The organism is Gardnerella rara, from assembly GCF_055452355.1.
Map to the genome: position 1 here is coordinate 1 of NZ_JBVBJP010000002.1, position 18,406 is coordinate 18,406.

The following is an 18,406-nucleotide window of genomic DNA, read 5'->3' on the forward strand; positions in this document are numbered from 1 at the left end:
ATGGGATCAAGGCAACTCCTGAGAATGGTGCAAAACTAGCACTAGAAAATGGTGGAAAGCCTGTTACTTTAACTAAAAAAGATTTGGCAGATGCTGTGACTTCAAATCTAGCGGTAGAGGAATTGAAACCAACGTCTATGAGTGTGACAAGCCAGCCTACAAAGTTGAAGTATACGGAGGGAGAAACCCTAGATTTAACTGGGCTTGAAGTCACGTTAGAGGATGCTAATCATGTGAAAAAAGTCGTGACTCCTGCAGAATTTGACGCGAATGGCATCACGGCAACTCCTAAGAATGGTAAGAAACTAGAGTTAACTGATGGTGGAAAGCCTGTAACCTTAACAAGAGGAAACTTGACTGCAGTTACAGATGTGTTACAGGTGAAGTCGGCTGGTTCTTCTGGTGGTTCTAGTACTGGTTCTGCTGGTGGTTCTGCTGGTGGTTCTGATGCTGGTGTGAATGATAATGCGCCTGCTACTTTGGATAATGGCGAGTTGAATATTCAGATTGATGGTGCTGAAAGTGATTATAAGCCTGGCTATGCTGGAGATGGATCTGGTAACGCAAACGCTGGTAACGCAAACGCCGGCTCAGCTCCAGAAGTTAAGCAGTCGGATGCGGCCGTTAAGCAGTCGGCGGATACATTAGCTTTGGCGCAGGCTCAGGTGGACCCTGCTGCACGCAGACTTGCAGATGCTCGTAAGTCGCAGTCTGAGGCACCAGCTCCTAAGCCGAAGACTGAAGCACCGGCTCCTAAGTCGCAGCATGAAGCACCAGCTCCTAAGCCGCAGCGTGAAAAGCGTATTGGTATGATTCCTAAGAAAGGCGAATCAGCATCATTTGCAGGCTTGATCGCATTGTATGCAGGCTTGATTGCAGTGCTTGGCTTCTCGATTGCGGGACTTGCAATTCTTCTAAGAAGAAAATGATGGAAGAAAACATCAAGTAATTTTTGCCGATTGCACTAACATCTATTGGGTATAGCAAAAGCCTACCGTTTGTTTGCGGTAGGCTTTTGTTTAGGTTTTGATGTGATTATTTACGGCGTGCGATTTGCTACGTGCTGCGTGCTACACGCGGCTTGTGGCTTGCGACTCGCGATTAGAAGTTGCCGCCGTTCCAACCCCAGTCGGTGGTTGCAGTGTAACGAATATAAGTGCGATCCTGTGGAATTCCAAGCTCGCGATTCAAAGCTGCCATAATCTGCTCTGTCAACTTTTCCCAAGCAGACCCTGGCACGCTAGAGCCAAACACGTTCACCTCAACGTAAGCTGCAGGCTTGGAATTGTCTCCTGCAAAATAAATCGGCATATTGTCTTCAAATGGGCACATAAGCCAATGTTCGCTTTTGCCTGGAACTGCGCTAATCGCCTTGCCGTACGCTGCTTTTAAGGCATCGCGCTGAGCAGGTGTAGTGCTTACAGAAACATGAGTGTGAATAACTGGCATAATCGCTCCTTTGCTAATTTTTATAAATTTGCTAAGTTCTATAAACTTGTGTTACGCAATAATTATAGTAAATTGTTAGCCTCCGCGTGTTTAATTGAATGTATGAAAAAACTTATTGAACAGGTTGTTAAATTTGGAATCGTAGGAATTATTGCGCTTATTATTGACGTGGCGCTGTTGAATCTACTGCTTCTTGTGCATTTTAATAACGTTGTGGCAGGAACAATATCTTTTATAATCTCTCTTATTTTTAACTACATTGCCAGCATGAAGTATGTGTTTAAGCATCGCGAAGACATGGCTCGCTGGATGGAGTTGCTGATTTTTGTTATTTCTGCGGTTATTGGTTTGCTTATTAACGATGCGATTATTTGGCTTAGCACGCTTGGGATGGCGCAAACTTTGCGCGGTACGGCGATTTACATGCTTCGCACAAACATTGGCAAGTTGATTGCCACTGTTGTTGTAGCTATATGGAATTTTGTTATTAGAAAGTGGCTTTTAGACGATACAAAGTCGCAAAAACCTGATTATGATGCCGCTAAAGATAACAGCTTTGCACATAAGTTGGGCGAGTGGTCTTTAAATCACGCTCCAAAAGGCTGGAAGTAAGCTGGAAGTAGGTTTAGGGAAGATATGCCAGCTACGACTATTCATTTTGTGCGCCACGGAGAAGTGGAAAATCCAAATCATGTGCTTTACGAGCGTCTTCCAGGATTCCACTTATCTAATCGCGGCTTAAAAATGGCAAGTGCCACGGCGCAATACATTGCAACTGTTCCACAAATGCGCACAATTAGTGCGATTTACTCGTCTCCTTTAGAGCGCACACAAGAAACAGCGCAGCAAATCGCAAACGCTTTGCAAATTGGCCCGATTATTTTAGACAATCGTTTAATCGAAGCGGAAAATAATTTTCGAGGCAAAAGAATCGGCTACGGCGAAGGTGCTTTGTGGAAAAACAACAATTGGAAGCTTGTGTCTAACTTGTGGAAGCCGAGTTGGGGGGAATCCTACAAAAGCATTGCGTCTCGCGTTGGAGATTTTGCACGCGAGCAAGTGAAAAATCACCCAGGCGAGCAGATTATTGCCGTAACGCATGAATCGCCAATATGGTCTTATAGACACTTGCTAGAAACGGGTCACGCGGAGCATAATATGCTGCTTAGAAAAACAGCTTTGGCGTCGATTACGTCGATTACCTACGATTGCGAAAACATGAATGTGCTTTCCATCACATATGTGGATCCTGCGGCGCGTGTGCAGTAGAACGTGTGGAATAATAGGTAATAGATTATTTAAGATGTGGTCGAATCGCAAATGCGATTAACTAATAGACCTTGCGTTTGCGCTAACTCATTGCAAAGGAGCGTTCATGAGTGATTCTGTGGAAAAGCTGGATTCAAAAACCTTGAGTCTGCTTGAGTCTGCTGCAAAGACGGCCGTGGATTTAACAAAATTGTGGCCTTTAAAAGAAGCGCGACATTTAGATAATGATGCAAAATATTCGGAAAACCTTGAAGTTAGGGTTATTCATTCGATTGCTAGGATCCTTACGAATCTTGATGTTACTATTCCAGACGCAGAGTTTGTGTACGAAGGCGCGGACGAAATTCCAGGCCGCCCGCAAGAGATAGTTGACGCGCTTTTTGCAGCGGCAAATGCCTACGACGATATGGATTTATGCTACGATCCAAACTATAGCGAGGCTCAAGAAGCGCTAGAAAACAACGCGAATGATGTTAGTGCTATTCTTAGCAAACTTGAAGCCAATGCTTATAAAGATGTTAATGCAATAAATAGCGCTGCAGACGCTTTGGGAGTTGCTGGAAATTGGAGCGTTGAAATCTTGCAGAATGCGTTTAGTTACGCAAAGCAAAAGTGTAATTTTTACGATTTACATCTTGTAGAAACGCAAAAAATTACGGCAATACTGTTTATTCTTAAAAGTCTTATTGAAAAAACTGGCGATATTTGCGAGACGTTGCCTATATTCTTGTACATAAACGAAGTGTGCGAGTTTGCTGGAGTTCCGCGAATGATGTTTAAAGACACTCAGTGGCGTGCGCTTGTAGATTGTGCAAAAAGTGGCGATGATGGCGCAAATGGCATGAGCGCGATGGTTGAATTTGCATCTCCATTACTTAATCGCGAGTGGGCAAAGCATAGGGAAGACGTTCTTTGGGACCCAGAAGAGGCTAAAAAACTTGCAAAAGAAGAAGACGACCGCAAGTCACGCGAAGCGCTGGCTGCTAAGTTTGCGCATGTGGAGGGGAATAAGGAATCAACTCAAGCGCTTGACTAGATAGGCACGTCCGTAACGCGCGGCACAATGGAACCTATGACTGATACAGAGGAAACTCAAATCGCTGCTAACGATGCAGCAAAATCCACTAAGCCGCAAATGCCAGAGCATGTTCGCGTGCGTTTTTGCCCTTCTCCAACTGGCACGCCTCACGTTGGCATGGTTCGTACTGCGCTATTTAATTGGGCAGAAGCGCGCCACACTCATGGCAAGTTGCTATTCCGCATTGAAGACACGGATAACGAGCGAGATAGCGAGGAAAGCTATCAGCAGATTATTGAGGCTCTTCGTTGGCTAAATATTGATTGGGACGAGGGCATTGATGTTGGCGGAGAAAATGGCCCTTACCGCCAGTCTCAGCGTATGGAGATTTATAAGGATGTAGCGCAAAAGCTTTTTGAAGCTGGCTACGCTTATGAGTCTTTCTCTACTCCAGAAGAGATTAAAGAGCGCAATATTGCTGCAGGTCGACCAGCTGAGTTTGGCTACGATGGATACGATCGCAACCTTACTGAGGAGCAGAAGCAAGCTTTCCGCGAGGAGGGCAGAAAGCCTGCACTTCGCTTAAAGATGCCAAATGAAGACATTACTTTTAACGATTTGATTCGTGGAGAAATCACTTTTAAAGCTGGATCTGTTCCAGATTATGTGATTGTGCGCCCGAATGGTGATCCACTTTACACGCTTACAAATCCTGTTGATGATGCATTAATGGATGTAAACGTTGTTTTGCGTGGTGAGGATATTCTTAGCTCCACACCTCGTCAGATTGTGCTTTACCGTTACCTTATGGAAATGGGTATTGCTAAAGAAACGCCACTTTACGGCCATATGCCTTATGTTATGGGCGAAGGTAAGAAGAAGCTTTCTAAGAGAGACCCTGAGTCCAACTTGTTCTTGCATAGAGATAACGGCTTTATTCCAGAAGGCTTGCTTAACTACTTGGCTTTGCTTGGCTGGTCGATTGCGCCTGATCGCGATGTGTTCTCTATGGACGAGATGATTGAAAAGTTTGATGTGCGAGACGTTAAGGCAAATCCTGCGCACTTTGACTTAGATAAGGCAATCTCCATTAATGCGGAGCATATTCGTATGCTTGATCCGCAAGACTTCTTGAATCGCTCTGTGCCTTACTTGCATAAGGATGGCGTTGTGAGCGCAGAAAGCTGGGATGCTTTGACTAGTCGCGAGCGCGAGGTGCTCACCGCTGCAGCTCCGCTTGTTCAGCCTCGCGTGCGCTTGCTTGGCGAGGTTGCTGGAATGGTTTCTAGCTTGTTAAGTGATGCAGCCTACATTGAGCCAGATGACGATGCGCGTAAGCAGCTTAAGGAATCTGCAGGTGAGGTGCTTGACGCTGCGATTGCTGCTTTAAAGAGCGTTGAGGCTTCTGATTGGCATACGGATTCTTTGCATGAGCTTTTGAACAAGAAGCTTGTTGAAGAGGCTGGTTACAAGCCACGATTGGCGTTTGGCCCTGTGCGCGTGGCTCTTTCTGGACGCCGCGTTTCGCCGCCACTTTTTGAGTCAATGGAAATTATTGGCAAAGATGTAACTTTGGCGCGTTTGGCTGGTTTGCGCGAAAACCTGTAAGAGTGTAATCAAACTTAACGCGATTAATGCCCTCGCTTCTTGTGCTTTTGCACTTGGGTGAGGGCATTTTTGTATTTGATTTGTGTTTGATTTGTATTTGCTGCGACACGCCGCGGTTGCATGTATTTGCGTTATGTTGTAAAGTCGACATTTGTTGCGTCAAGAGGCGTAGCAAATATAAATGAAGCCCCCGTCGTCTAGCGGCCTAGGACTACGCCCTCTCACGGCGCCAACACCGGTTCAAATCCGGTCGGGGGTACAAAGACGGAACGGTTCCAAGAGCCGCGACGCCTGCCAATTGGGGTATGGTGTAATTGGCAACACAGGTGATTCTGGTTCATCCATTCTTGGTTCGAGTCCAGGTACCCCAGCGAATAGCTCTCGTAATCGCGGGGGCTTTTTTTGTTCTCTCCGACCTACCTTTTTTGCCTATAACCCCTCTTGTGCAAATCTCATGCAAAGCAAAAACCCCGAGCGGTTAGCTCGGGGTTAGAAAGAAGAGAAGAAGAGAGGTTCAGTTATTGGTGTAAATCGCTGCCTATTGCGATTTATTAGCTTTATGGTTTATATATAATCACCCTTTTCTTAAGGCAAATAGGTTATTGCCTTAAAGTTATCTTAAAATATTGTAAAAAATCGCCGTTTTTCCGCGTTTTGTTGATACGCCCGATGCTGTGCCGTATGCTTGAACTATGTTAGAAATTGCAGAATCTGATAAAAACGACTCTAAGATTTTGAAAAGTAGTCTAAACGGGCAAGAGTCTTCTCAAAATGCTAAATCGTCAAGTTTTGCTAAGTCATCTAACGCATCTAAGTCATCTAATGCATCGGATTTGCCAAAGTTGCCAATGTCCGTTTCTGCAAGATTAGGTAAGTTGCAATTTCATCTTTCGGGAAAATTCCGTGTTTTACAGTTTGCGGATGTTCAAGATGCGCCAAAAATCAGTAAAGACACCATTAAGCTTATAGAGTCTGCATGCGATGCAGTTAAGCCAGATATTGTGATTTTTAGCGGAAATCAGATTGCTGGGTATGCTAAAGATTTTGCAAACACTTTTGTGCGTAGGCGCTGGGATGAGTCGCAAGATAACCGTGGAGTAGACGCTCGCAAGTCGCGTGAAAACGCTTTGCAAGATACGCGCAAAAAAGTCTTAGAGCATATTAAGCGCATGGTAAAGCCTTTAGAAGATCGCTCAATTCCATGGGCATTAACGTACGGGAATCACGATTTTCAGTGCGGATTAAGCAACGCGGAGCTGGATTCTTTGTATCAAGAGTTTTCGGGCTGCTTGAATCGCCAGCAAACCGATGGGGGATTTTCTAGCGCATCTGCAATGTCTCTTCCAAAAAGCATTTTGCCAAAGCAAATAATATTTCCTTGCCAAGCGGGAACTTTTGCTCTGCCTGTTATGGATGTAAATCAAGAAAAAGTCGTATTTTCTATTGTTCTTGTAGATTCTGGCGACTACGAAAAGCGTGGTGGTTACGGAAGTCCTTCCAGCAAGGCACTTGACTTTTTAGCGGATTTGCCAAGCTTTTTGCCACCAAAATTCTGCGTTTTTCAGCATTTTCCGCTTCCGCAATACTACGATTTGCTGCGCGAAGTTTCTAAGGATTGCGCTGCTAAAGAACACGCAATCGAAGGCTATAGGCGTTTTGCTGGAAAATACTACGCTTTAGACGATAATCGCGTTTTGCCAGATGGATATCTTGGAGAAGGCGTGAGCTGCCCAGATAAAGACAGTGGTGAATATAATATTTTGCAAAAGATTGGGGCCTTTGCTTTTTGCGCGGGTCATGATCACAGAAACGCGTTTGCGGGCAGGTGCGAGGATTCTGGCATACTTCTAATGGCCACTGCAACGTGCGGATTTGGGTCTTACGGGCCAGTGGCGTCTAAATGCGGCGCAAGGCTTCTTGAGTTTGACATTCGTCACCCTTATGAGCCTAGAACACAGATGCTAGAATTTGGCGATTTGGTTGGAAAAGCCTCATCTAAAAAGGCATACACGTATGGTTTAAACGCAGATTGCAGTCACGATTTGCCAGAAGTTGACTTATTGCAAAAGCCTTCACTTTTTGCAAGGATTTTAAGAAGATGGCGGTCTTTAGCTGCAAAGTAGCGCGTGATTATGTAGCATTGGCGCAAATCTGAGCGCGATTGGCACGCATGTAGGTATTATAGTTATTAGTTTTAGTTGCAAACGAAAGAGGTAAATGTGTCTGCGCAAAACACGGCTGAACAGAACGAAAGTGGCGTTGGGGCTGCAGACGTTTTGCATGTAGAAGGTGGTAAGCCGCTTAACGGAACTATTAAAGTTCGTGGCGCAAAAAACTTTGTTAGCAAGGCAATGGTTGCCGCGCTCTTAGCTCCTGGAAAATCCGTGTTAAAGAATGTTCCAGAAATTAGGGATGTTCATGTTGTTTCGGATTTGCTTCGGTTGCATGGCGTAGATGTAAGCGTTGATGGCGCTGCAGGCGTTGTTAGCATTGACGCAAGCAAGGTTCAACTTGCAGACGTTGCAGACGTAGACACGCTATCGGGGTCTTCTCGTATTCCAATTCTGTTTTCTGGCCCGCTTCTTCATAGGCTTGGTGAGGCTTTTATTCCAGCGCTTGGTGGGTGCAATATTGGTGGGCGCCCTATAGATTTTCATCTTGAAACCTTGCGCAAGCTTGGCGCAAATGTAAATAAAGACCACGAAGATGGTATTCACATTACTGCTCCAAACGGCTTGCATGGCACCAAAATCCACCTTCCGTACCCTTCGGTTGGTGCTACGGAGCAGACGCTTCTTGCTGCCGTTCTTGCAGATGGCAAAACGGAGCTTTCGGGTGCTGCAATCGAGCCAGAGATTATGGATTTGGTGGCCGTTTTGCAAAAAATGGGCGCAATCATCTCTGTAGATGTTGATCGCACTTTTAGAATCGAAGGCGTAGATAAGCTTCAAGGCTACAACCACACTGCTTTAACCGATAGGATTGAGGCAGCATCTTGGGCTTCGGCGGCGCTCGCCACTCATGGAGATGTGTTTATTAAGGGCGCAACCCAGCCAGAGATGATGACATTCTTAAACGTTTTCCGCAAGGTTGGCGGACAGTTTGACGTTGCAGATAACGGTATTCGATTCTGGCATCCAGGCGGAGATTTGCATCCAGTTGCTATTGAAACCGACGTTCATCCTGGTTTTATGACCGATTGGCAGCAGCCGCTTGTTGTTGCTTTAACGCAGGCTAAGGGCTTGAGTATTGTGCACGAAACGGTGTACGAGAATCGTTTTGGCTTTACAAAGCCTCTTGTGCAAATGGGCGCAATGATTCAGCTATATCGCGAGTGCCTTGGATCGCTTCCATGCCGATTCCAGCAGCGCAATTACAAGCATTCTGCTGTTATTTTTGGGCCAACTCCTCTTACTGGTCAAGATATTGATGTTCCAGATTTGCGAGGCGGTTTTAGCCATCTTATTGCTGCTCTTACAGCTAAGGGGCCGTCTAACGTTAAGGGTATTTCGCTTATTGACCGCGGTTATGCAGATTTTAGAGGCAAGCTCACTGCTCTTGGTGCAGACATCGACTAGCAATGTGGATAACTTTTCCCTTATTTTTCTAGGGCTTTAATGGCTTTGGTACACATTTTCCTCTAAGTCTTTTCTTTGCATAAATTAGTGCATAGAGTTTAGCGCACAGGATTATTGTCGACGTGATTTTATGAAAGTGCGGAAAATATGGTTTGTGTGGGTGGAAAATATCAGCTGCTGGGAAAACTCGGTTCTGGCGGAACTTCTAGCGTGTATCTTGCTGTAGACACTGTTTTACACAAGCAGTGGGCTGTTAAAGAGACGTCTGCTGAGCATTTAGATAGCGATAAAAATGACTTGATTTTGCAGTCGCTTCGAGCGGAAGTGGAGGTTTTAAACCACTGCAATCATCCTTGTATTCCTAGAATCGTTGATTTTTTTAAAGAAAACGGCAGAGCATACGCTGTTCGCGATTATGTTGAAGGCTGTTCTTTAAAAACAATTATTGAGCAAAGTGGCGTTATTAGTCCTAGCCAAGTGTGCGTTTTAGGAATTAAGCTATGCGATTTATTGCAATACCTTCACTCGTTAAAGCCAGCTGTTATTTATTGCGATTTAAAACCTTCTAACGTTATGGTTTCTGGCGATTCCAGCGTGCATTTAATTGATTTTGGCTCCGCACTAGAACTTAAAAACGAAGATGGTGTTTTAGTGCAGCCAAGCCGATTTAAGCAAGATGCGCGTTTTGCAACGCAGGGATTTGCAGCTCCCGAGTTATTTGAGCAGGGCGCTAAAATCGGAGTTTTTACAGACGTTTATGCGCTTGGAGCAACGTTGTTTTATGCGCTTACGGGTAGGTGTTATTTAGAAGGATTTAAAGATTTAGGCCAAGCGCGTTTAGGCCAAGCGCGTTTAGGACAATCGCATCCGCTTACTAACTTCGATTTAACTAAGAGTGATTCTGCTAGTGGCGTTAATGCTGTTTTGATGCGCGCTTTGGCAAATAATCCAAAGGATCGGTACGAAGATTGCGCGGAGTTTGCGCAAGCGTTAAAAGATTGTTTAGAAGATTTAGAGTCTGGCGTAAAAATCAAGTCAAATACGGAAGAGTCTGGGCTGGTTTTGCGCAAAAGAGGGCGTGCAAAAGGCGGTAAACAAAATGTTGGCAAAAGACATAAGAAAAATGGTGTGCAAAGTGGAAAGAAAAATATTGTTAAGATTGCTTGCTGCGCGTTAATGGCACTTATTGGATGTGTTGTGTTTGTATTTGCTTGCAAATCTGTAATAACAGTTAAAAGTAAGCAAACGCAAAGCCAGAAGAGTGCGTATGTAAAAAATGGCAATATCGCTGCAAAAAACAAGAACGCATCTGCAACAACAAGTAGAGCGCAAGAATATAAGCAATACATGGTTAAAGCTGCAAAGTCAACAGATTCTAAACAGGTTGTTGAATACGTTGATAAGGCTATGGCTTTGCAAATCAAACTTTTTAATGCAAATGTTCAGCCTATATCTATTCAGCCAGCGCTGCGACTTTTAGTAAACCAGATTGAAGATTTTAGGTGGAACGCAAGCGAAAGAGAAGATTTTACAGCATTTGTTGATAAGTACAAGTCGACGCTTAAAAAATCCGAAGACTGGTATGAGCTGTGCCTATCTGTGGGCAAAGCATATTGGTATTATGCGGCTAAAGACGAAGAAGCGCCAATAAATGCAAACAGAAAAGAGCGCATAGAGCAATCTGCTAAGTGGTTTGCAGAGGCGCTAAAAGGAGTTAAATCAAAGGATTATGAATCTGCGTTAATGTATTCTACGCTTGGCAGCGGTTACTTGGATTTTGCAAATTATACGCAAGGAAAAGAAAAACCCAAGGCGCGAGAGTACGCTGCAAAATTGCGCACTTTTATTGAAAACGCAAAGAAAAACGAAAATGAGATTGTAAAAATCGATGCAAGCGAGATTGCGTTTGAGTCGCTAAATAAGTGGAGCGCGCAGTTTAAGGCAGATGGCGTAAATCAAGATATTGTTGAAAAGATTTTTGACGATGCGTTGGATTTGGCGCGGTCTTTAAAGTCGCAAAATAAGAACGTTGATAGCAGAGTTAAGCAGATAATAGGCCAGGCGGATTCGCTAATCGACTCTGTTGAAAACACATTCGATAACAGCGGTGCCTAGGATTTAATGACTTCGCCAAGCGAGGTAGAGAAAAGAAAAAGCCCACTGCGGTGGAATGAATGCAGTGGGCTTAGTGGAGCTAATGGTAATCGAAACCACGACCTCTTCGATGCGAACGAAGCGCTCTACCAACTGAGCTATAGCCCCAATGTTTTACACAACTCTGCACACTGTACTACAAAATGTGTAAAAGTACAACGCTAGCAGCGTGGGAGTGTTGTAAAACGTTGCTAATCCTTTGGTTAATCCTGCTGCGATTTGCCTTCCAAGCGCTTTTTAGCTTTGTTGGCAGAGTGAGCTTTGTAAAGTCCAATAAAAGTTGGAACAAGAGAAATCAGCAAAATCGCAACTATAACAAGCTCAAAATTCTTTTGAACAAAAGGAATGTTTCCAAAGAAGTATCCGAGAAGAGTAAAAAGCGACGACCAGACTACTCCGCCAAAAATAGAAAATGGCGTAAAACGAGTCCAGCGCATGCCAGAAATGCCCGAAATAAACGGCATAAATGTGCGGATAAATGGGAAGAATCTGCCTAAGAATACGGCGATTGGGCCCCACTTATCTATCATCTTTTCTGTTTTAGCAATGCGCTCAGGTGTTAGGGCTTTAACTTTGCCAGATTCAACGATTCGCCTGCCAAAAAAGTGGCCAATAAAGTAGTTGCATTGGTCGCCAATAATAGGCGCAAGCCAAACAACGGCGAGCAAAATTGCAAGTGGAAGTGAGCTTTTACCCGTTGTGGAATCTGGGGCTGCAAAGAATCCAGCTGCAAAAAGCAAGGAGTCGCCAGGTAAGAATGGGAAGAACACAACACCAGTTTCAATAAAGATGATTAGAAAGATTAGTCCTAGTGCTGGGGCGGTTCCCATAGCAATCCAGCCAGCTATAGCAGAGCGTGGATCTTTAAGAAGGTTAAGAATAAAGTGAATAAAACCCATGTACGTACCTAAATCTATTTGTGATTGCGCATTTTGCTACAATCGCGTGGAGTAACCATTATATTGCACGCTTTAGATAGGGGAATGTGCCTGGTAAGGTATTCATTAAGTGTTTAGCGCGTTAAAGGAGAGTGCAAGAGATGGATCAGCGTAAAGCAAACGCAAATGCTAACGCAGATAAAACCCTTGAATCACCTAGCGAATTGGAGTCGGAGCTATCTATAGCCGATATTTCCAAACGCCACTCAAATCCTAAACGTTGGGTGTTGTATTTTGCGATTCTTCTTGTAGCGATTGTTGTTCCATACTGGGTGGGTAGAACTTTGGCGGTTCAACACACGGCTTGGGTTGTTAAGAATTTTTCTGGCCTATCTGCTCAAGGTGTTGTGTTTATTGCATGGGTTACAACTGTTGCAACGGCTACGGCTTTGGCAATGGCATTAATTGAGTCCAGCAAATGGTTGTGGCGCTTTTTGTTTGTTGTTTTTCTAACGATTGAACAGTTTATTAGCGGATTATGCCTGCTTCGCTTAAGCTTTTGGTATTCAACGTACGTGGTTTATGGTGCTTTTAGTGGACTTGCAAATGCTGCAAATCTTGGAATAATCTCTGCTGGATTTGGTGTTGCCATTTATGCGATTCTGTTTGTTGGATTGCTTGTAGTAGTTCCTAAAAAGTCGCGATTAAACGTTTTGACTCGCAGTTGGGCTTCGTTCATAATGTTTTACGCTATTGAAGTTCTGGCGATTCTTGTGGTGATTTTTGGCGGATTTATAACGGCTATGTAGCCTTTATAAGCTTGTTTGGGCATAGTTGTAACATTGAAACTCGGCGTGTAACGCCCGCGGATTTGCAAGCGCTGCATTAAAGGATGCGGCACCGCGCAGTAATTATATAAGGAGGACGCCGTGGCATTAACGGCTGAAGATAAGAAGAACATTATCAACGAATACGCAACGCACGAGGGTGACACGGGTTCCCCAGAGGTTCAGGTTGCTTTGCTCAGCAAGCGCATCTCCGACCTTACCGATCATTTGAAGGAGCACAAGCATGATCACCACTCTCGTCGTGGTATGATGCTCATGATTGGTGATCGTCGCCGTCTTCTTGATTACTTGAAGCGCGTAGACATCAACCGCTATCGTTCTTTGATTGATCGACTCGGATTGCGTCGATAAGTCTTTTTGCCCGGGCATAAGCTCGGGCTTTTGTATTTATGCGGTTGTGTTTATGCATACTATTTATTAAGTCCTAGTTTATTTAGCGGGTTTGAAGTAGAATTAAAAAGCTTGATTAAATGGCTGATTAAATAGATGAATTTAAGATTTAAAGTGATTTTAGATTAGTGATTTAAAGCGATTTTAGATTGAAGATTTAAGCGATTTAGTTTTAGTGAATTCTTAAGTTTGTAGGATTTATAACTGAAGAATAAAACATAATTGAATATGGATGATTGAAGTAACCGAAACAAAAAACTACGAAATGTTGGTTATGCATTTTGCAAAGATTCGCGCGGATGTTAGGTAAAGGTAACAAAAAAGCGGGTCTGCCAATGACGACGCATGTTGGTTGATTAGGTAAGTTAGAAAAGGAGGAACCCGTGGAGGGTCCCGAAATTAAGGCTGTAGAAGCCGTTATTGATAATGGTTCATTTGGAAAGCGCACGCTGCGTTTTGAAACAGGTCGCCTCGCTCAGCAGGCTGACGGTGCTGTTGCCGCATACTTGGATGACGATTCCATGATTTTGTCGACGACGACTGCAGGGTCTAGTCCAAAAGAAAACTACGATTTCTTCCCGTTGACTGTGGATGTGGAAGAAAAAATGTACGCTGCTGGTAAGATTCCAGGATCTTTCTTCCGCAGGGAAGGCCGCCCATCAAATGAGGCAACGCTTGCGTGCCGTATTATTGACCGCCCGTTGCGTCCACTTTTCCCACACACTTTGCGTAACGAAGTGCAGGTTGTAGAGACGATTTTGGCGATTAATCCAGATGACGCCTACGATGTTATTGCTTTAAACGCTGCATCTGCATCTACTATGATTTCTGGTCTTCCATTTGAAGGCCCAGTTTCTGGCGTTCGTTTGGCTTTGATTGATGGCCAGTGGGTTGCATTCCCTCGTTGGAGCGAACGCGAACGCGCTGTGTTTGAGATTGTTGTGGCTGGTCGCGTTATTGAAAATGGCGACGTTGCTATTGCAATGATTGAAGCAGGCGCTGGAAAGAATGCTTGGAATTTGATTTATAACGAAGGTCAAATCAAGCCAGATGAGGAAGTTGTAGCTGGAGGCTTAGAAGCTGCAAAGCCGTTTATTAAGGTTATTTGCGAAGCACAAAATGAGTTGAAGCGCATTGCATCTAAGGAAACCAAGGAATTCCAGCTGTTCCCAGAGTACACGGATGAGCTTTATGCAAGAATCGATGAGATTGCTCATGCAGATTTGAACGAAGCTCTTTCGATTGCAGAAAAGCTTCCACGCCAAGACCGCATTGCGGAAATTAAGGAAGGCGTGCGCGAGGCGATTGCGCAAGAGTTTACCGATATGGACGATGAAGAAAAAGAAAAGGAGCTTGGTAACGCCTTTAAGGAGTTGCAGCGCCAGATTGTTCGTCGTCGTATTTTGACGGAAGATTACCGCATTGATGGCCGTGGCTTGCGCGATATTCGTACGCTTAGTGCCGAAGTAGATATTGTTCCACGCGTTCATGGTTCTGCGCTCTTCCAGCGCGGCGAAACCCAGATTTTGGGCGTAACCACTTTGAACATGCTTAAGATGGAGCAGCAGGTGGATGCGCTTTCTGGCCCACAGACCAAGCGCTACATGCACAACTACGAGATGCCTCCATACTCCACTGGCGAAACGGGCAGAGTTGGATCCCCTAAGCGTCGCGAGATTGGCCATGGTGCTTTGGCAGAGAAGGCTTTGGTGCCAGTTTTGCCAAGTCGCGAAGAGTTCCCATATGCTATTCGTCAGGTATCGGAAGCTATTGGTTCCAATGGTTCTACGTCTATGGGATCTGTGTGCGCTTCTACGCTTTCCCTGCTTGCTGCTGGCGTGCCTTTAAAGGCTCCAGTTGCCGGTATTGCTATGGGCTTGGTTTCGGGAGACGTTGATGGCAAGCACATCTTTAAGACTTTAACCGATATTCTTGGCGCAGAAGATGCGTTTGGAGATATGGACTTTAAGGTTGCTGGTACATCTGAATTCATCACCGCTTTGCAGCTGGATACAAAGCTCGATGGCATTCCAGCAGACATTTTGGCTTCCGCTTTGCAGCAGGCTCACGAGGCTCGCGCTACCATTCTTGAGGTTATTAACGAGTGCATCGACTGCCCAGCAGAGATGAGCCCATTCGCTCCACGCATTATTACAACTACGATTCCTGTAGATAAGATTGGCGAAGTGATTGGCCCTAAGGGCAAGATGATTAACCAGATTCAAGAAGAAACTGGTGCCGAGATTGCTATTGAAGACGACGGTACCGTTTACATTTCTTCCGAAGGTGGCGAAGCTGCCGAGAAGGCTAAGGAAATCATTGATTCCATTGCTAACCCACGTATTCCAAAGGCTGGAGAAACCTTTACGGGCAAGGTTGTTAAAACAACAAGCTTTGGTGCGTTTGTTAATTTGACGCCTGGAAGCGACGGCTTGTTGCATATTTCTCAGATTCGTAACCTTGCTAACGGTGAGCGCATTGACACTGTTGAAGATGTGCTTAAAGAGGGAGATACCGTAGAAGTAATCGTGCAAAGCGTGGATGAGCGCGGCAAGATTTCTTTGGCAATTCCTGGTTTTGAAAATCAAGAGTCTTCGGCGCCAGCACCTCGCGAAAATCGCGGACGCGGGCCACGCGAAGATAGGGATGACAGGGATGATCGCAGAAGCGACCGTAGGCGTGCTCCTCGTGAAGATAGGGAAGATCGCGAAGATAGAGACGATCGCCCTCGCCGCCGCAGTGTTCGCGACGACCGCGATTCGCGCTACGACGACAGGGATAATCGTTCTGATCGTTCCAGCCGCTACGATGACCGCTCTTCTAGAAGAGATGATCGTAGAAGTGATCGCTACGATAACAACGATTATGAAGACCGTCCACGTAGGCGTGCTCCTCGTGACGACCGTGATTCGCGCTATGACGATAGAGGCGATAATACGAGCGAACGTTCCGACCGCTCCGACGATCGCGCAGAACGCCCTCGCCGCAACTCGGATCGCCGAGTGAGCGACCGCAACCTGCGCTACGCTGCAGACGACGACCACTACGATGAGTATCGCGCTGCACGCGAGGAGCGCGCAGAACGCCCTCGTCGCAGAATCCGCCGCGATTTTGACCCATTTGACGAGGATTAATTTAAATAGGTTAATCGCAAGTCAAATGCAAGCGAGTAATCGCTTAACGTAATCGCGTATCGTAAGCGCGTAATCATATAAAATAAAAGATCTAAATGCCTTCAAGTTGCTTTTGCGCTTGGGGGCATTTTGAAACAGTTTTTAAAACACTTGAACAGGAGCAAAAATGGCCATGAATCGCACTCTAGGATCGTTTAATACCACGGCTATTGGCTTTGGCGAGATGCCTCTAACGATTGAAAACAATCTTGGGCACAGTATGGGCATTGAAACAATCCACGCAGCTTTAAACGCGGGTTGTACGCATATAGATACGGCGTGGGCGTATTACTGCTCGGGTGGCGAGGAGCAAACTGGCGAAAAGCTTGTGCGCGAGGCGTTGGAAAGCTGGAATGGAGACAAATCTTCAATTCTTGTTGCAACAAAAGTCGGTCACTTCCGCAACTTTACAGACGGAAAGCCAACGTGGGGTAAAGATGGAAAGCCAGAGCATTTGATTGCGCACGCTAAAGAGTCGGCAATGGCTCTTGGAGTAGACACTATTGATTTGCTTTACTTCCACAGGCCAGATCCGCAAGTTCCATACAACGAGTCGATTGAGGCAATGCAACAGTTGCTCGATGAGGGTGTTGCGCGCGAAATCGGCATTTCTAACGCGTCTGTTGAGCAAATTGACATTGCGCGCAAGATTTTAGGAAGCAAGCTAGTGGCTGTGCAAAATCAGTATTCGCCAGTGCATTTAGAAAACGAAGACACGTTGCAATATTGCAAGAAGCTTGGAATTGCGTTTGTTTGCTGGAGTCCACTTGGTGGATTCCGTCACCCGTACGATGAGCATCTTTTTGATCCGTTCCGTAAAGTGGCAAATGCTCACAAAGTTAGCTATCAGCAGGTTGTTTTGGCTTGGGAACTTGCCAAGGGCAGCAACGTTTTTGTTATTCCAGGAGCGCATAGGCCAGCAACGATTTTAGACAGTTTAAAGGCTGCAGATTTGCAATTAAGCGACGAAGAATTAGCTTATTTAGGCTAGTTGATTTGGATTAGTCTGTTGCATTAATGCATTAAATGGTACAAAAATGGTACAAAACGAAAGCGAATAATATGCAAGAAACTAGCGTAGCAGGAATGCCACTTGCGCACGAAGATGAAGACGGCTTGCCAATTCCAGTAACAATTCCAGTGCCATTAGGCTCGCGCGCGCACGCCGTTTTTACAACGCGTTTGGGTGGAATTTCCGAAGGCGCGTTTGCTTCGCTTAACTTAGGCGGCAAGGCTGGAGACGACTTTAAATCCGTGTTTAGCAATCGTTGCGCTTTGCAACGTGCGATTAAAGCCGACTTGTGCCTTGTTAGCCAAGTTCACGGCAATAGCGTATTTGATGCAGACGAAATAGTTGATTCGTGGGATACGTCGTATGGCTTTGATGCCACGGGTTTTGCGGATTCTCAATTGCAAATTGAAGCAGATGCGCAAGTTTCAACTGCTTGTTCGCTTGCTTTAGGAATGTTTGCTGCCGACTGCTTGCCAGTTTTGCTTGCAGATAGCGAGTCGGGAGTAGTTGCTGCAGCGCATTGCGGCCGCAAAGGCTTAATGGCTGGAGTGCTTGATTCGGTTATTGAAGCAATGTGCAAAAAGGGCGCTAATCGTTCTAGCATAACTGCTGTTTTGGGGCCATGCATTTGTGGCGATTGCTACGAAGTTGGAGAAGAAATAGCGTGCGACTTTGAGCGGCGCTACCCGCAGACTGCAACGCGTACGCGATTTGGCGGCGTTGGAATTGATATTGCGCAAGCTGCTCGTATTGATTTAGCGCTGGCAGGAGTTGCAAACGTTGTGGAGGCTTTTCCGCGCGTTACTGCCGCCACGCAATATTTGGCTAAAGACGAGGAATTGCAAACTATTTGTAAGGTAGATGGCGAAGGCGAAGCGCTGGAAAATCGCCTGCAGGCGTTGCAAAACCCAATGTGTACGCTGGAAAATCCACTCTGGTATTCACACAGGCGCGCGGGTCTTGCAGGAAAATCGCACGAAGGCAGAATGTTAGCGTTAGTTATAAAAGACAAGTAGAGCTACGAATGGA

General features: G+C 45.4%; 14 protein-coding genes, 3 tRNA genes and 1 pseudogene. 15 read left to right on the forward strand and 3 right to left on the reverse strand.

What is annotated here, in order from left to right; all coding sequences use genetic code 11:
- Nucleotides 1-929 (forward strand): annotated as a pseudogene (locus ACZ0NX_RS01620) (hypothetical protein); the annotation flags it as partial.
- Nucleotides 930-1,101: 172 nt separating this feature from the next.
- Here the strand turns inward: ACZ0NX_RS01620 and ACZ0NX_RS01625 are convergent.
- Entirely contained in the window at nucleotides 1,102-1,449 is a 348-nt protein-coding gene (locus ACZ0NX_RS01625) for a phenylpyruvate tautomerase MIF-related protein (RefSeq protein WP_101886618.1), read from the reverse strand.
- 102 nt (nucleotides 1,450-1,551) lie between these two features.
- Here ACZ0NX_RS01625 and ACZ0NX_RS01630 point away from each other — a divergent pair, with 102 nt between their 5' ends.
- From ACZ0NX_RS01630 to ACZ0NX_RS01670, 9 genes are all read left to right on the forward strand, one after another.
- On the forward strand, nucleotides 1,552-2,061 hold the full coding sequence (locus ACZ0NX_RS01630; protein ID WP_464405161.1) for a GtrA family protein: 510 nt from the start codon (nucleotides 1,552-1,554) through the stop codon (nucleotides 2,059-2,061).
- A gap of 24 nt (nucleotides 2,062-2,085) precedes the next feature.
- The gene (locus tag ACZ0NX_RS01635; RefSeq protein WP_415688898.1) at nucleotides 2,086-2,718 is read left to right on the forward strand and encodes a histidine phosphatase family protein; all 633 of its coding nucleotides are present in this window, start codon (nucleotides 2,086-2,088) and stop codon (nucleotides 2,716-2,718) included.
- Between the two features lie 106 nt (nucleotides 2,719-2,824).
- Nucleotides 2,825-3,754, forward strand: a complete 930-nt coding sequence (locus tag ACZ0NX_RS01640; RefSeq protein ID WP_464405163.1) for a hypothetical protein — start codon at nucleotides 2,825-2,827, stop codon at nucleotides 3,752-3,754.
- Between the two features lie 27 nt (nucleotides 3,755-3,781).
- Complete coding sequence (gene gltX / locus ACZ0NX_RS01645) at nucleotides 3,782-5,344, forward strand: glutamate--tRNA ligase (RefSeq protein ID WP_415695605.1); 1,563 nt, start codon at nucleotides 3,782-3,784, stop codon at nucleotides 5,342-5,344.
- 186 nt (nucleotides 5,345-5,530) lie between these two features.
- A tRNA-Glu gene (locus ACZ0NX_RS01650) sits at nucleotides 5,531-5,603 on the forward strand.
- A 40-nt stretch (nucleotides 5,604-5,643) separates the two neighbouring features.
- A tRNA-Gln gene (locus ACZ0NX_RS01655) sits at nucleotides 5,644-5,715 on the forward strand.
- A 321-nt stretch (nucleotides 5,716-6,036) separates the two neighbouring features.
- Complete coding sequence (locus ACZ0NX_RS01660; RefSeq protein WP_464405165.1) at nucleotides 6,037-7,467, forward strand: metallophosphoesterase; 1,431 nt, start codon at nucleotides 6,037-6,039, stop codon at nucleotides 7,465-7,467.
- A gap of 96 nt (nucleotides 7,468-7,563) precedes the next feature.
- Nucleotides 7,564-8,922, forward strand: a complete 1,359-nt coding sequence (gene murA, locus ACZ0NX_RS01665) for a UDP-N-acetylglucosamine 1-carboxyvinyltransferase (RefSeq protein ID WP_060787120.1) — start codon at nucleotides 7,564-7,566, stop codon at nucleotides 8,920-8,922.
- Between the two features lie 147 nt (nucleotides 8,923-9,069).
- Nucleotides 9,070-11,037, forward strand: coding sequence for a serine/threonine protein kinase (locus ACZ0NX_RS01670; RefSeq protein ID WP_415688907.1), 1,968 nt, complete (start codon nucleotides 9,070-9,072; stop codon nucleotides 11,035-11,037).
- 74 nt (nucleotides 11,038-11,111) lie between these two features.
- On the opposite strand, the gene ACZ0NX_RS01675 is transcribed toward ACZ0NX_RS01670, so the two are convergent.
- Nucleotides 11,112-11,184 (reverse strand) — tRNA-Ala (locus ACZ0NX_RS01675).
- A 95-nt stretch (nucleotides 11,185-11,279) separates the two neighbouring features.
- A complete protein-coding gene (locus tag ACZ0NX_RS01680; RefSeq protein WP_464405168.1) occupies nucleotides 11,280-11,975 on the reverse strand; it encodes a DedA family protein in 696 nt (231 codons plus the stop codon).
- A gap of 140 nt (nucleotides 11,976-12,115) precedes the next feature.
- On the opposite strand from ACZ0NX_RS01680, the gene ACZ0NX_RS01685 reads away from it, so the two are divergent.
- The 5 genes from ACZ0NX_RS01685 (at nucleotide 12,116) to ACZ0NX_RS01705 (ending at nucleotide 18,393) form a co-directional block, all read left to right on the forward strand.
- A complete protein-coding gene (locus ACZ0NX_RS01685) occupies nucleotides 12,116-12,763 on the forward strand; it encodes a hypothetical protein (RefSeq protein ID WP_060787123.1) in 648 nt (215 codons plus the stop codon).
- A 120-nt stretch (nucleotides 12,764-12,883) separates the two neighbouring features.
- Nucleotides 12,884-13,153 carry a 30S ribosomal protein S15 gene (gene rpsO, locus ACZ0NX_RS01690; protein WP_004131651.1) on the forward strand — a complete coding sequence of 90 codons (270 nt, stop codon included), beginning with the start codon at nucleotides 12,884-12,886 and terminating at the stop codon, nucleotides 13,151-13,153.
- Between the two features lie 422 nt (nucleotides 13,154-13,575).
- The gene (locus ACZ0NX_RS01695; protein ID WP_464405170.1) at nucleotides 13,576-16,326 is read left to right on the forward strand and encodes a polyribonucleotide nucleotidyltransferase; all 2,751 of its coding nucleotides are present in this window, start codon (nucleotides 13,576-13,578) and stop codon (nucleotides 16,324-16,326) included.
- 166 nt (nucleotides 16,327-16,492) lie between these two features.
- A complete protein-coding gene (locus ACZ0NX_RS01700) occupies nucleotides 16,493-17,356 on the forward strand; it encodes an aldo/keto reductase (protein WP_415695613.1) in 864 nt (287 codons plus the stop codon).
- Between the two features lie 71 nt (nucleotides 17,357-17,427).
- On the forward strand, nucleotides 17,428-18,393 hold the full coding sequence (locus ACZ0NX_RS01705; RefSeq protein ID WP_464405172.1) for a purine nucleoside phosphorylase YfiH/LACC1 family protein: 966 nt from the start codon (nucleotides 17,428-17,430) through the stop codon (nucleotides 18,391-18,393).
- Nucleotides 18,394-18,406 lie beyond the last annotated feature (13 nt).

Bases quoted from the DNA above. Each gene is read 5' to 3' on its own strand.
- gltX (WP_415695605.1), top strand. From the start codon at position 3,782: ATGGAACCTATGACTGATACAGAGGAAACTCAAATCGCTGCTAACGAT.
- ACZ0NX_RS01630 (WP_464405161.1), top strand. From the start codon at position 1,552: ATGAAAAAACTTATTGAACAGGTTGTTAAATTTGGAATCGTAGGAATT.
- ACZ0NX_RS01625 (WP_101886618.1), bottom strand. From the start codon at position 1,449: ATGCCAGTTATTCACACTCATGTTTCTGTAAGCACTACACCTGCTCAG.
- ACZ0NX_RS01635 (WP_415688898.1), top strand. From the start codon at position 2,086: ATGCCAGCTACGACTATTCATTTTGTGCGCCACGGAGAAGTGGAAAAT.
- ACZ0NX_RS01705 (WP_464405172.1), top strand. From the start codon at position 17,428: ATGCAAGAAACTAGCGTAGCAGGAATGCCACTTGCGCACGAAGATGAA.
- ACZ0NX_RS01700 (WP_415695613.1), top strand. From the start codon at position 16,493: ATGGCCATGAATCGCACTCTAGGATCGTTTAATACCACGGCTATTGGC.
- ACZ0NX_RS01660 (WP_464405165.1), top strand. From the start codon at position 6,037: ATGTTAGAAATTGCAGAATCTGATAAAAACGACTCTAAGATTTTGAAA.
- ACZ0NX_RS01685 (WP_060787123.1), top strand. From the start codon at position 12,116: ATGGATCAGCGTAAAGCAAACGCAAATGCTAACGCAGATAAAACCCTT.
- ACZ0NX_RS01680 (WP_464405168.1), bottom strand. From the start codon at position 11,975: ATGGGTTTTATTCACTTTATTCTTAACCTTCTTAAAGATCCACGCTCT.
- ACZ0NX_RS01670 (WP_415688907.1), top strand. From the start codon at position 9,070: ATGGTTTGTGTGGGTGGAAAATATCAGCTGCTGGGAAAACTCGGTTCT.
- ACZ0NX_RS01640 (WP_464405163.1), top strand. From the start codon at position 2,825: ATGAGTGATTCTGTGGAAAAGCTGGATTCAAAAACCTTGAGTCTGCTT.